General features: G+C 71.0%; 11 protein-coding genes. 2 read left to right on the forward strand and 9 right to left on the reverse strand.

Translation table 11 applies throughout. The features are described 5' to 3' along the window. Positions 1–2 precede the first annotated feature (2 nt). Positions 3–1112 (reverse strand): ABC transporter substrate-binding protein, encoded by a 1110-nt coding sequence (locus ACLLJJ_RS13245; RefSeq protein WP_434600400.1) that lies wholly within the window; start codon positions 1110–1112, stop codon positions 3–5. 307 nt (positions 1113–1419) lie between these two features. Here ACLLJJ_RS13245 and ACLLJJ_RS13250 point away from each other — a divergent pair, with 307 nt between their 5' ends. After that, a complete protein-coding gene (locus ACLLJJ_RS13250; protein WP_434590288.1) occupies positions 1420–2160 on the forward strand; it encodes a GntR family transcriptional regulator in 741 nt (246 codons plus the stop codon). A gap of 43 nt (positions 2161–2203) precedes the next feature. Next, positions 2204–2836: an HAD family hydrolase gene (locus ACLLJJ_RS13255; protein ID WP_283516059.1), complete on the forward strand. Its 633-nt coding sequence runs from the start codon at positions 2204–2206 to the stop codon at positions 2834–2836. A 169-nt stretch (positions 2837–3005) separates the two neighbouring features. Here ACLLJJ_RS13255 and ACLLJJ_RS13260 read toward each other — a convergent pair whose 3' ends face one another. From ACLLJJ_RS13260 to ACLLJJ_RS13295, 8 genes are all read right to left on the reverse strand, one after another. Next, complete coding sequence (locus tag ACLLJJ_RS13260; protein ID WP_003954777.1) at positions 3006–3287, reverse strand: HU family DNA-binding protein; 282 nt, start codon at positions 3285–3287, stop codon at positions 3006–3008. Between the two features lie 311 nt (positions 3288–3598). Beyond that, positions 3599–5032, reverse strand: a complete 1434-nt coding sequence (locus ACLLJJ_RS13265) for an NAD-dependent malic enzyme (protein ID WP_434590293.1) — start codon at positions 5030–5032, stop codon at positions 3599–3601. A gap of 427 nt (positions 5033–5459) precedes the next feature. Then, positions 5460–7886: a HelD family protein gene (locus ACLLJJ_RS13270; RefSeq protein WP_434590295.1), complete on the reverse strand. Its 2427-nt coding sequence runs from the start codon at positions 7884–7886 to the stop codon at positions 5460–5462. 96 nt (positions 7887–7982) lie between these two features. After that, complete coding sequence (locus tag ACLLJJ_RS13275; RefSeq protein ID WP_434590297.1) at positions 7983–8738, reverse strand: anti-sigma factor family protein; 756 nt, start codon at positions 8736–8738, stop codon at positions 7983–7985. Beyond that, positions 8735–9364 (reverse strand): sigma-70 family RNA polymerase sigma factor, encoded by a 630-nt coding sequence (locus ACLLJJ_RS13280; protein ID WP_434590299.1) that lies wholly within the window; start codon positions 9362–9364, stop codon positions 8735–8737. The genes ACLLJJ_RS13275 and ACLLJJ_RS13280 overlap by 4 nt, the downstream gene beginning before the upstream one ends. A 61-nt stretch (positions 9365–9425) precedes the next feature. Continuing rightward, complete coding sequence (locus ACLLJJ_RS13285) at positions 9426–10010, reverse strand: CGNR zinc finger domain-containing protein (protein ID WP_434590302.1); 585 nt, start codon at positions 10008–10010, stop codon at positions 9426–9428. Between the two features lie 103 nt (positions 10011–10113). Then, a complete protein-coding gene (locus ACLLJJ_RS13290) occupies positions 10114–11292 on the reverse strand; it encodes a uroporphyrinogen-III synthase (protein ID WP_434590304.1) in 1179 nt (392 codons plus the stop codon). Positions 11293–11407: 115 nt separating this feature from the next. Further along, positions 11408–12739, reverse strand: coding sequence for a nitrate/nitrite transporter (locus ACLLJJ_RS13295; RefSeq protein ID WP_434590307.1), 1332 nt, complete (start codon positions 12737–12739; stop codon positions 11408–11410). Between the last annotated feature and the right edge of the window lie 76 nt (positions 12740–12815).

The following is a 12815-nucleotide window of genomic DNA, read 5'->3' on the forward strand; positions in this document are numbered from 1 at the left end:
GCTCAGCTGACCGCCTTGCCCCAGCCCTGGACGACGGCCTCCTTGGCCTTCGCCTCCTGCTGCGGCGTCACGGTCTTGGGGGTGCCCTTGACCTCGGGGATCTTGGCGGCGGCGGCCTTGTCGGCGCTGCCGTCCTTGTCCATGACCTCGAACAGGGCTGGGCGGGAGAAGCCCTTGAGCCAGATGTTCTGGCCTTCGTTGCTGTAGATGAACTCCAGCCACAGGCGCGCGGCGGCCGGGTGCGGGGCGTGCTTGTTGACGCCCTGGTTGTAGTAGTTGGAGTACTGACCGTCCGAGGGGACGGTGACCTTCCAGTCGACGCCCTTGGCCTTGAGCTTCTCGCCGTACCCGAGGTTCAGGTAGTCCCAGTCGATCGAGATCGGTGTCTCGCCCTTCTGGATGGTGGCGAGGGTCGACTCGGCGGGGACGTAGTTGCCCTTCTCCTTGAGCTTCTTGAAGAAGTCGAGGCCGGGCTGGATGTCGTCGAGCGAGCCGCCGTTGGAGAGCGAGGCGGCGAAGACCGTGGCGAGCGCGGAGCTGGACTCGGTCGGGTTGCCGTTGAGGGCGACCTTGTTCCTGTACGCCGGGTCGAGCAGTTCCGCGAAGGTCTCGGGGCACTTCTTGACGGCCTTGGCGTCACAGCCGATGGAGACGTAGCCGCCGTAGTTGTTCAGGAACGAACCGTCGGGCTGCTTCTGCGCGGCGGGTATCTTGTCCCAGCCCTCGACCTTGTACGGGGCGAGGAGCTTCTGCGCCTTGGCGTTCTGCATGTACGCCGTGCCGAGGTCCAGCGCGTCGACGGCGCGGTCCTGGCCCTTGCGCTTGGCGGCCGCGTTCAGCGCCTGCTGGCTGCTGCCGCCGGGGTTCTCGTTGTTGACCTTGATCTTGTACTTCTTCTCGAAGGTCTCGATCATCTCGCCGTAGTTGGCCCAGTCGGGAGAGAGCGCGTAGACGTTCAGCTCGCCCTCCTTCTCGGCCGCCAGGGCGAGCTTGTCCATCCCGCCGAGGTCCGCGGCCGAGCTCGCCGCCGCGGCCTTGCTGCCGCCGCCGACGGTGTCGGGGGCCGAGCCACAACTGGTGGCCAGAGTGACGGTCGCGAGCGCGGCCCCCACAAGGAGGAGCGAGCGGCTGGGGCGGGGCGAACGGGATGGGTGCACGTTGTACTCCTGGGTCCTCGGCCGGCCACCTGTATGTACAAGCCGACAGCACTAAGCCAGCGCAAACTAGCAGCACCCCGCCGCTTCGACCAAGCATTCACATCAATAAAACCCCAGGTCAAAAGCGTTATGAAGAGGGAGGTTTAAGGCTGGGGGAAGTGGTAAGAAGCAGACCTCCCCCCTGGGGAGATGCATGATGCTGCGCACAGATGCCATGATGCAGCACCCCGTCCCACCAGCGGCGGGGAGCATGAGGAGCACAGTGACCCGACGGCACCAGCAGATCACCGAGGCCCTGCGCCACGCCATCGCCGACGGCCGGTACCCGGTGGGCGGCGCCCTGCCATCGGAGTCCGAACTGGCCGCGCTGTACGACGTCTCGCGCGGTACGGTCCGGCACGCCATCGGCACCCTGCTCGACGCCGGGCTGATCGGCTCCCGGCAGGGCGCCAGGCACGTCGTCATGTCCACCGCGCCGAGCCAGAGCTTCAGCGAGCTGCGCAGCTTCGCGCAGTGGGCCAGGGCGGGCGGGCACGTCCCCGGCGGCCTGGTCCTGGACTCGGCGCGCGGCGCCGCGGACGGCGAGGAGGCGGCCCTGCTGCGGCTCGCGCCCGGCGATCCGGTGCTGCGCGTACGGCGACTGCGGACCCTCGACGGGGACCCGGTGCTGCTTGAGCGCACCGTGTACGCCGGCTGGGTCGCCGACGCGGTGGAGCGGCTGCCCGCCGACTGCGAGTCCGTGACGACGGCCCTGCGGGACTCCACCGGCCTGGTCTTCGCGCACGGCGAGCACCACCTGGACGCGGTGGCCGCCGGCACCGTGGACGCCAAGGAGCTCGGCGTCCGGCGCGGCAGCCCGCTGCTGCGGGTGCGCCGCACCACCACCAGCGGCGAAGGCCGCCCCGTGGAGACCTCGGACGACCGCTACCGGCCGGGCGCGGTGGTCTTCACCGTGCGCAACTCCACCCGGGCCAACCCGCTGGCCCGCACCACCGCCGACTGACCCTTCCCGCACGTCAAGACCCCCTAGCGAACGTGAGCCACACATGCCATCCCCCGCTCTGCCCGCCGCCCTGCTGTGCGACATGGACGGCACCCTCGTCGACACCGAGCACCAGTGGCTCGACGTCGTGGCCGCCCTGCTGCGCGAGCACGGTCTGCCCGCGGGCCCCGCGGAGCTGGCGCCCTTCGCGGGCGCCGCCGTCGGCAGCGCGGCCGGGCTGCTGGCCCGCGAGCACGGCGTGACCGGGACGGCCGAGCGGCTGGACCGGGACTTCACCGCCCGGGTCGCCGCCGGCATCACCATTCAGCCCGGCGCCCTGCGCCTCCTGGACCGGGCCGGGGAGCTGGGCATACCGGCGGCCCTGGTGACCGCGTCGGAGCGGCCGGTGGCCGATCTGGTGCTGGCCGCGCTGGGCGCGCACCGCTTCGCCGCCTCGGTGGCCTCCGGCGAGACGCCGCGCGGCAAGCCCCACCCGGACCCGTATCTGGCCGCCGCGGCGGCCCTGGGGGTGGATCCGGCGCTCTGCCTCGCCGTGGAGGACACCCCGACCGGCGCCACAGCCGCCCTGGCGGCGGGCTGCAGGCTGCTGGCGGTTCCTTCGGTGCCCGGCATCGCCTCGGGCCCCCGCACGGTCCTGGTGGCGTCCCTGACGGACGTGGACCTGGCCACCGTCTGAGACCCGGACACGGATCGCCCCGGCGGCCCGTCCGGGTCGTACGAACACAGGTCCTAGCGGCGCGAGTACGCCGAAGGGGGGCGGGCGGCCCGAAGGGGTGGGCATGCCGAAGGGGGCGCCCTCCCGGCGTGTTCCGGGTGGACGCCCCCTTCGGATGTGCCTAGGGGGGTTACTTGCCCTTGGCGGCTTCCTTGAGCTTGGAGCCCGCGGAGACCTTCACGCTGTAGCCGGCCGGGATCTGGATCGGGTCGCCGGTCTGCGGGTTACGAGCGGTGCGAGCGGCACGGTGGGTGCGCTCGAAGGTCAGGAAGCCGGGGATGGTGACCTTCTCGTCGCCCTTGGCGACAATCTCGCCAACGGTCTCGGCGAGAGCGGCCAGAACGGCGTCGGCGTCCTTGCGGGTTACCTCGGCACGGTCGGCCAGGGCGGCCACCAGCTCACTGCGGTTCATGTTGTTACTCCCGTGTTCTTCTTGCCTGTGAGGCGTGAGATCGAAGCCGATGCTGCCAGGGCCCTCGGACAGTCCCCGGACCCGGGTCTGTCGTCAGACCCTCGCGCCCGAATATGCATCCTGCCCCCACCAGCGGCGGGAAAGCCAATCCGGCACCCTCCGGAGTCACACGAAAAGCGCCACTGCCTCGACGTGGTGACGCTCCGTCTGCTTCCGGAAGCGGACCGCAGGGTTCTGCGGGGGCCGGCGGGCTCTTTGCCCGCCACCCTAGAGGGGCCGACGGGGCCCCGCGTTCCGCGACGCGCCGGGCGTCAGACGGAAGGCTGCGCGGACGTGGGGCCCGTCACAGCCTTTGCGGCCGTACGGACCGCTCCGGCGACCGCGCCCGCCACCTTGTCGTTGAAGACGGACGGAATGATGTAGTTCGGGTTGAGCTCGTCCTCGGAGACGACATCGGCGAGGGCGGTGGCCGCCGCCAGCATCATCTCCGTGTTGACGGTGCGGGAATGGGCGTCGAGCAGGCCGCGGAAGACGCCCGGGAAGACCAGCACATTATTGATCTGGTTCGGGAAGTCGGAGCGTCCCGTGGCCACAACAGCCGCCGTCTGACGGGCGATCGCCGGGTCGACCTCGGGGTCGGGGTTCGCGAGCGCGAACACGATCGCGCCGTCCGCCATCGCCGCGACGTCGTCCCCGTTGAGGACATTGGGGGCCGAGACGCCGATGAAGACGTCGGAGTCGACCACGGCCTCCTTGAGGGTGCCGCGGACGCCCTCCGGGTTGGTGTTGTCGGCGACCCAGCGCAGCGGCGACTCGGGCGCGGCGGCGACCAGGTCCTCGCGGTCCGCGTGCACGACACCGTGGATGTCGGCGACAACGGCGTGCTTGACACCCGCGGCGATCAGGAGCTTCAGGATGGCCGTGCCCGCGGCGCCGGCCCCGGACATGACGACCCGTACGTCACCGATGGACTTGCCGACCACCCGCAGCGCGTTGGTCAGTGAGGCGAGCACCACAATGGCCGTGCCGTGCTGGTCGTCATGGAAGACCGGGATGTCGAGGGCCTCGCGCAGCCGTGCCTCGATCTCGAAGCAGCGGGGCGCCGAGATGTCCTCCAGGTTGATGCCCGCGAAGCCGGGGGCGATGGCCTTGACGACGGCGACGATCTCATCGGTGTCCTGGGTGTCCAGGCAGATCGGCCAGGCGTCGATGCCGGCGAAGCGCTTGAAGAGCGCCGCCTTGCCCTCCATGACCGGCAGGGCGGCCATCGGGCCGATGTTGCCGAGGCCGAGCACCGCCGAGCCGTCCGTCACGACCGCGACGGAGTTGCGCTTGATGGTGAGGCGACGGGCGTCCTCGGGGTTCTCGGCGATCGCCATGCAGACCCTCGCCACACCCGGGGTGTAGATCATCGAGAGGTCGTCACGGTTGCGGATGGGGTGCTTGGACGACATCTCGATCTTACCGCCGAGGTGCATCAGGAACGTACGGTCGGAGACCTTGCCCACCACCACGCCGACGATGCGGCGCAGTTCCTCGACGATCTCGTCGGCGTGCGACGTGGAGGAGGCCGCGATCGTGACGTCGATCCGCAGCTTCTCGTGGCCGGACGCGGTGACGTCGAGGCCGGTCACGGAGCCGCCGGAGGCTTCGACGGCCGTGGTGAGCTGACTGACCGCGGTCCCGCTCGCGGGGACCTCCAGTCGGACCGTCATCGAGTACGAGACGCTGGGCGCCGTTGCCATGGCCGACTTCCTCTGCTTTCACTCAGCTTCATTGCTACGCGGCCACGGCTGTTTGCCCGGCAACGCCTTCCGATGGTCGCACCTACCTGCCGGTAGCAGGTAATGCTCATTCCGCTTTCGGAAACTGTTTTCCACCATACGAGAGATGATCCGTCCAGCGGAACCCCGGACGCGCACCGGTCACTCAGAGGCACTCGACGGGCACGCACTGCCTCGCCCCGGGCACGCAAAAAGCCCGCGCCACCCTGGGGTGACGCGGGCCTTTCTATGAAGTTGTGAGTGGCACCGACCCGCCATGCTCGCCTCGCGGCAAGTGGTCGCTCGAAGCGACGAAGGTTGGGCCCGGGGGCTTGGATCGAATCGGCGCCACACCCAGACTAACAAACCACCCCGGGAAGTGATTCCCCCATCGCGGATCGGCTCCGAATCAATCTCCCGGCCGGTCCCTCAGCAGGTCCGGCACCCCGTCCGCGTCGGGCCGGTCGCGCTCCTGCGACACCACCGTGAGCTGCTGCGTCGCGCGCGTCAGCGCCACGTAGAGCACCCGCAGACCCGCCGGGGACTCGTCCCCGATCTCGGCGGGCGAGACCACGACCGTGGCGTCGTACTCCAGACCCTTGGCCTCCAGGCTGCCGAGCGCCACGACCCGGCCGCCGAGCGGCGCCAGCCATTTGCGTGCCTGCGCGCGCCGGTTCATGGCGACGACGACACCCACGGTGCCGTCCACCCGGTCCAGGAGCCGCTGGGCCTCCTCGCGGACCGTCCGGGCCAGGTCCTTGTCCCGTACGACCGCGAAGCGGGGCTCCACGCCCGTGGAGCGCACCGCGGACGGCGACTCCATGCCCGGCATCGCGCGCGCCAGGACCTTGGCCGCCAGTGCGGCGATCTCCGCCGGGTTGCGGTAGTTCACGGTGAGCGTGAACCCGCGGCGGGGGCGCGAGCCGAGCGCCTCGTCGCGGGCCTCGGCCGCCTCCTCCGGGTCGGACCACGAGGACTGCGCCGCGTCGCCGACGATCGTCCAGGTGGCGGTCCGGCCGCGGCGGCCGACCATCCGCCACTGCATGGGCGTGAGGTCCTGCGCCTCGTCGACGATGACGTGCGCGTACTCGGTGCGCTCCAGGGCCAGGCGTTCGGCCCGCTCCCGCTGGGTCTCCTCGCGCTGCGGCATCAGCTCCTCAAGGCCGGTGAGCTGGTCCAGCGGGTCGTACTCGCGCTTGCGCTTGGGCCGGGCCGGAGTGCCGAGCAGCAGCTCCAGCTCGTCGAGCATCGCCACGTCGTGGACCGACAGGGGGCCCTTGCCCTCGGAGTCCAGCCGGCCCAGCGACCGGGCCAGCTGCCTGATCTCGCGCGTGGTCAGGATGCGGCGGGCCCAGCGGCCCAGCTGCCGCTCGTCGCCCATCGCGGCGAGCACCCGCCGCGGGGTGAGCTCGGGCCACCAGGCGTTCAGGAAGTCGATGAACGCGGTCTCCGTGGAGACGTCCTCGTCGAAGCCCGAGCGCAGCTCCGCGGCCAGCTCGTGGTCCGTCCGCTGGTACTCGGCGGCGCGGTGGCGCCCGCTGGACTTGGACCACAGCCCGTCGAGGAGCAGCTTGCGGGCCCGTGGGCGCAGCAGGTTGACGGGCGTGGTGGCGCCGAGCACGGACTGCCGGATGCGGTCCAGGTCGCCGGCGTCCAGCTCGACGCGGGCGCCGAAGGCGACGACCCGCAGCAGGGTGGGCGTGCCGGCGCCGGGCTCCTGCTCCTCCTCGTCGCCGAAGGGGAGCTGCCCCTCCTGCCCGATGACGGCCTTCGCGGGGAGCTCCAGGGCGCCCCTGGCGGCCTTGCGGAGCACCTTCAGCATCCGCGACGAGCCCTTGACGCGGGCGATGTTCGGTTCGTCGTACGTCGTGGCCTCGGCCCCGTCGACCAGCGAGCCCACCGCGCGGATCGCGACCTGGCCCTCCTCGCCCAGCGAGGGCAGCACGCCCTCGGTGTACGCGACGAGCAGGGGCGTGGGCGAGACGACGAGGATGCCGCCCGCGTAGCGCCGCCGGTCCTGGTAGAGGAGGTACGCGGCGCGGTGCAGCGCCACGGCGGTCTTGCCGGTGCCGGGACCGCCGGAGACCTCGGTGACCGAGGCGGCCGGAGCCCGGATCACCATGTCCTGCTCGGCCTGAATGGACGAGACGATGTCGCGCATGGTGTGGCTGCGGGCCTGTCCCAGTGCGGCCATCAGGGCGCCGTCGCCGATGACGGGCAGGCCGACGCCGTCCAGGGTCGCGGTCAGCTCGGGGCGCATCAGGTCGTCCTCGACGCCGAGCACCCTGCGGCCCTTGGACCGGATGACCCGGCGCCGTACGACCCGCCCCGGGCTCTTGGGCGTGGACCGGTAGAAGGGCGCGGCGGCCGGCGCGCGCCAGTCGATGACCAGCGGGCTGTAGTCCGAGTCGAGTACGCCGATGCGCCCGATGTGCAGCGTCTCGGCGATGTCGGCCGTGTTGTCGGGGCGTACCGCGTCGTCGGCCGTGTCGACCGACGTGAACGCACCGTCCGGGCCCTTCTGCCCGTCCTTCCCGCGCAGCAGGTCGATGCGTCCGAAGAGGAAGTCCTCGAACTCGTTGTTGAGCCGGTTGAGGTGAATTCCGGCGCGGAAGACCTGCGCGTCGCGTTCCGCGAGTGCGCCGGGCGTGCCGACCTGGCCGCGCTGGGCGGCGTCGTTCATGAGGAACTCCGCCTCGTGGATCTTCTCCTCAAGACGGCGGTACACCTGGTCCAGATGTGCTTGTTCGACACCGATCTCGCGTTCGCGTACCGGTTCCACAGCGGAATCGGCTACGGAATCAACGGAATCGACAGCGGCATCCTGTACGGCCACCGAGGCCCCCTTCTGACGTGCTGCGAGCAGCCGTCAACCGTACGCGAAGGGAGCCCCGGTCTGCACCTGTCCGAACCGGCGCAATGGATGGTTATGTCAGGCTTCGACCTCGACGAGCCGCTTCCCGTCGAACGTCCGTACCTCGAAGTGGTCGATGTCGTTACGATCCATGGCCGCGCCGCCGTGGACATACAGCGGGCTCTTCGCGGCCTCGTTGGCGCTGTCCGGGATGCCGTAGCCCCACTTCGGGACGGCCCAGGTGGTCACCGTCTCCTCCTCGCCGCTCTTCGAGACGGCGATGAGGCTGCACTTCAGCGGGCCCTTCACATTCTTGAGCTCAAGGACCGTGTGGGTGCCCCAGCCCTTCTTCTCCATACCGACGGTGGCACTGACCTTCGTGGCGGCGTCGGTCGCGTCGACCTTCTCCTCCATGTGGTTGAAGAAGGCGTCCTCGGCGGGGCTGGTGGGGTGGGGTCCGGCGACGTTGTTGCGCCCGGCGTCGTCGCCCGAGGTCGCCTCGATCGCGACCGTGGGACCGCCGACGACCAGCACGGCCGCGGCCGCCACCAAATACATCCCGCGTCGTTTCCGCCGGGCGCGTCCCGCCGCGACCTCACCGGTGAGCCGGTCGAGGAGCTGCGGGCTCGGCGGGGTGACACGTGCGGGTGGGCCCGGGTATTCGGCGAGCGCGGCGAACATCGGCTCCATGCCCGCGAACTCGTCCAGCTGGGAGGCGCAGAACTCGCAGCCCGCCAGATGCGCCTCGAAGGCGGTGGCGTCCGCGTCGTCCAGGATGCCCAGCACGTACGCGCCGACGGCGTCGTGCTCGGAGTGCCGGTCCTGCGTGGTCATGCCGTCACCCCTCGTTCCTCGAGCGCGAGCTTCATCGAGCGCAGTGCGTAGAAGACCCGGGATCTGACGGTCCCGCTGGGTATACCGAGAACCTCGGCCGCCTCGTTCACCGTACGTCCTCGGAAGTACGTCTCGACAAGTGCCTCCCGGTGAGCGGGAGTCAAATCATCGAGAGCGTCGGAGAGGGTCATCAGCCACAACGCTTTGTCGATCTCGTCCTCCGCGGGCATGACTTCCAGTGGCGACGGATCGACCTCCTGCGGCCGGGCCTGCCTGCTGCGGTGGGCGTCGATGACGATGCGCCGGGCGACCGTCACCAGCCAGGGTCGTACGGAGCCGGTGGCCCGGTTGAGCTGTCCGGCGTTCTTCCATGCGCGGATGAGCGTCTCCTGCACCACGTCCTCGGCGCGCTGGCGGTCGCCGGCCACCAGACGCAGTACGTAGGCGAGCAACGGTCCGGCATGTTCGCGATAAAGGGCACGCATCAGCTCCTCGTCGGGAGTCGGCCCTTCGACGCGCGGTCCCACACTTCGATGTCGTGCCCTGTGCGGGCGGTCATCGGCCACGGCCGCATCCTTGCGCACACGAACCTCCTGGTCGAGACCCTGGCTGGCTCCCTCTCCCATCACTACGGGCCCGTGCGCCGATCCACTCAAAACAATTTCAAGATCTTTTACGAGGTGCTGGTCAGGCCCGTGCCGCGACGGCCCGGCGGCGGTGGCGCGCGACCCGCTCCCGGTTGCCGCACACCTCGCTGGAGCACCAACGCCTGCGCCGCCCACGGGAGGTGTCCAGGTACAGGCGGTGGCAGTTGTCGCCCTCGCACTGGCGCAGCCGGGCCCGCGCCTCGGGGTCGGTCAGCAGGTCGACGGCGTCACGGGCGACGGCGGCCAGCAGCGCCGCGCACTGGGGGGCGCCGCTGAGCACCCTGACCAGGGTGCCGTCCGCGGCGCGCACGGCGCGGATGCCGGGCGGCGGGTCGGCCGCCAGCTGGTTGACGTGGTCCAGCGCGAGTGGGGCGGTGCGTCCGCCGAGCTCGGCGCGTACCAACTCCGCGACGCGGGCGCGCGCTTCGGTGAACCGGCGCACCCACCGCGCGTCCACCGCGCCGAGCGCGGAGCCCGGGGGCACGAGACCCGCGCCGACGAGCCACTCCCCGAGCCGCCCACTGCCGTCGAGTTGCTCGTCCGGCGGCGCCGCGGTCGCCACCAGGTCCAGACAGAGCCGTCCGGAGTCGAACCGTAATGCGCAGGAGCCCGTGGCCGCCGTCATGCGCGTGTCACCGCCTCGGGGGTTACCGGTGGGTGTCGTCCCACCCAGAGTGCCCGGCCGCGCCACAAGCCGGAACCCCTGCCACCGCTCCGCTTTCGGCCCCTCAGCCGGCCGAGTACTTCGTACTGGCCCGCGTGTCGGCCTGCGGGTCCGCCGCCGGGTCGAGAGCCAGCCGGTAGCCGCGTTTGACGACGGTGTGGATGAGTTTGGGGACGCCGAGGGAGGCGCGCAGCCGGGCCATCGCCGTCTCGACGGCGTGCTCGTCCTTGCCGGAGCCCGGCAGGGCGCGCAGCAGGTCCGCGCGGGAGACGACCCAGCCGGGGCGACGGGCCAGGGCTCGCAGCAGGGCCATGCCGGCGGGCGGTACGGGCCGCAGCTCGCCGTCCAGCACCACGGCGTGGCCGCGGATCTCGAAGCTGTGGCCGGCGACGGGCAACGTCAGGGCGCGGGCGGGCAGTTCGCGGCAGATGGCCTGGACGAGCGGGCCGAGCCTGAAGCGTTCGGGCTGGACGGTGTCGATGGAGTGCGCCTGGAGCGGCAGCGCGGTGACCGGCCCCACGCAGACCACCAGGACGTCGTGCCGAAGGGCGGCGAGCACCTCGGGCAGCAGCCCACGGTCCTCGGACCGCGACAGCAGGGAGGCGGCGGCCGGGGCGCTGGTGAAGGTCAGGGCGTCCAGGCCGCGCGCGACGGTCACATCGATGAGGCGGTCGAGCGGCGCGATGTCCTGCGGCGGCATCCACCGGTACACGGGCACGCCGACGACCTCGGCGCCCGCGTCGTGCAGCGCCTCGATGAAGCCGGGCAGCGGTTCGCCGTGCAGCTGGATCGCGATCCGGCGGCCGTCGACCCCCTGGGTCAGCAGCCGGTCGAGCACCTCGGCCATGGACTCCGAGGCCGGGGACCACTCCTCGGTGAGGCCCGCCGCGCGGACGGCGCCCTTGACCTTGGGCCCGCGGGCCAGGAGTTCGCTGTCGCGCAGTCGGCCGAGGAGGGCCTCGCCGATCCCCCAGCCGTCGGCCGCCGCCATCCACCCGCGAAAGCCGATCCCGGTCGTGGCGATCACCACGTCGGGCGCGTTGTCGATCAGGTCCTTCGTCGCGGCGAGCAGCTCGCTGTCGTCCTCGACCGGGACGATCCGCAGCGCCGGGGCGTGCAGGACGGCCGCGCCGCGCCGGGTCAGCAGCGCGCCCAGTTCCTCGGCGCGCCTCGCCGCCGTGACGCCGACGGTGAAGCCGGCGAGGGGCCCGTGGGCTGCGTGTTCTTCGGGTGTGGCGGACATTTGGGGTACCCGGCTCTCGTCCCGCTCTGCTGGTGGTGCGGACAGCCGAGCCTGTCAATGGCACATGACGGGCTCGGTTCCCCAGTATTTCCCACCCGTTACGGACCTTGGTCGATCACACCTCCGCATAGGTGAGCTGCGGCTTCGCCGGTACGTCGGTCGGCCGGCGAAGGTATACCGCCCAGGTGACGGCGAAGCACGCGGCGTAGAAGGCGAGGAAGCAGCCGAAGGCCGCGGTGCCGGTCCCCGCGCTCTGGAAGGACTGCCGGAAGGCGAGGTTGATGCCGAGCCCGCCGAGCGCGCCCACCGCCCCGATGAGCCCCATGGAGGCCCCAGAGAGCCGCCGCCCGTAGGCCGCGGCGGCCTCGCCCGACATGCCCTGTGCCAGCGCCTTGGCCTGGAAGATCGCGGGGATCATCTTGTACGTCGAGCCGTTGCCGAGCCCGGTCAGGACGAACAGCGCGGTGAAGCCGGCCAGGAACACCGGCAGCGACTCCGTCATGGACGCGTACACGACGACGGAGGTGGCGCCGGCCATCGCGGCGAAGTTCCACAGGGTGATGCGGGCGCCGCCGTGGCGGTCGGCGAGCATGCCGCCGACGGGCCTGATCAGTGAGCCGAGCAGCGGCCCGACGAAGGTGATCGAGGCGGCCTGCAGGGGTGTGCGGCCGAACTGGGTCTGCAGCACCAGCCCGAAGGCGAAGCTGTAGCCGATGAAGGAGCCGAAGGTCCCGATGTACAGGAACGCCATGATCCAGGTGTGCGGATCGCGTACGGCGGCCTTCGCGGCCCCGGTGTCGTTGCGTACCGGCGCCAGATTGTCCATCCGCAGCGCGGCGCACCCGGCCGCGACCAGGATCAGCGGCAGATAGAGGCCGAGCAGGATCCGGGGGTGGCCGGCCCCGGCCACCCCGATGACCAGCAGCCCGACGAGCTGCACGACCGGTACGCCGATGTTGCCGCCGCCCGCGTTGAGGCCGAGCGCCCAGCCCTTCTTGCGCAGCGGGAAGAAGGAGTTGATGTTGGTCATGGAGGACGCGAAGTTGCCGCCGCCGACCCCGGTGAGGGCGGCGACCAGCAGGAACGTCGTGTACGAGGTGCCGGGCTCCATCACCGCGCAGGCCGCGCCGGTCGGCAGCAGCAGCAACAAGGCGCTGAAAACGGTCCAGTTGCGTCCGCCGAAGCGGGCGACGGCGAAGGTGTACGGCACCCGGACGACGGCGCCGACCAGGGTGGCCGTGCCGATCAGGAAGAACTTCCCGGCCGGGTCGACGCCGTACTCGGGCCCCATGAAGAGCACCATCACCGACCACAGGGTCCAGATGGAGAACCCGATGTGCTCGGAGAGCACGGAGTAGAGCAGATTGCGCCGGGCGATCCGCTCGCCCGTGCTCCTCCAGAAGGTGTCGTCCTCCGGATCCCACTGTTCGATCCACCGGCCTGCCATGCGCGCCTCCACGGGTATCGGGTCGTGGAAGCGACGCTAGGGACGGCGGATTTCAGGCCCGTGGCCGCAGGTGACC

Origin of the sequence: Streptomyces sp. A5-4 (assembly GCF_051131715.1) — a bacterium.
Lineage (GTDB): Bacteria > Actinomycetota > Actinomycetes > Streptomycetales > Streptomycetaceae > Streptomyces.

What these genes read in the sequence shown, in the direction of transcription:
- ACLLJJ_RS13255 (WP_283516059.1), top strand. Translation starts at nt 2,204, where the DNA reads ATGCCATCCCCCGCTCTGCCCGCCGCCCTGCTGTGCGACATGGACGGC.
- ACLLJJ_RS13260 (WP_003954777.1), bottom strand. Translation starts at nt 3,287, where the DNA reads ATGAACCGCAGTGAGCTGGTGGCCGCCCTGGCCGACCGTGCCGAGGTA.
- ACLLJJ_RS13265 (WP_434590293.1), bottom strand. Translation starts at nt 5,032, where the DNA reads ATGGCAACGGCGCCCAGCGTCTCGTACTCGATGACGGTCCGACTGGAG.
- ACLLJJ_RS13275 (WP_434590297.1), bottom strand. Translation starts at nt 8,738, where the DNA reads ATGACCACGCAGGACCGGCACTCCGAGCACGACGCCGTCGGCGCGTAC.
- ACLLJJ_RS13280 (WP_434590299.1), bottom strand. Translation starts at nt 9,364, where the DNA reads ATGGGAGAGGGAGCCAGCCAGGGTCTCGACCAGGAGGTTCGTGTGCGC.
- ACLLJJ_RS13285 (WP_434590302.1), bottom strand. Translation starts at nt 10,010, where the DNA reads ATGACGGCGGCCACGGGCTCCTGCGCATTACGGTTCGACTCCGGACGG.
- ACLLJJ_RS13290 (WP_434590304.1), bottom strand. Translation starts at nt 11,292, where the DNA reads ATGTCCGCCACACCCGAAGAACACGCAGCCCACGGGCCCCTCGCCGGC.
- ACLLJJ_RS13295 (WP_434590307.1), bottom strand. Translation starts at nt 12,739, where the DNA reads ATGGCAGGCCGGTGGATCGAACAGTGGGATCCGGAGGACGACACCTTC.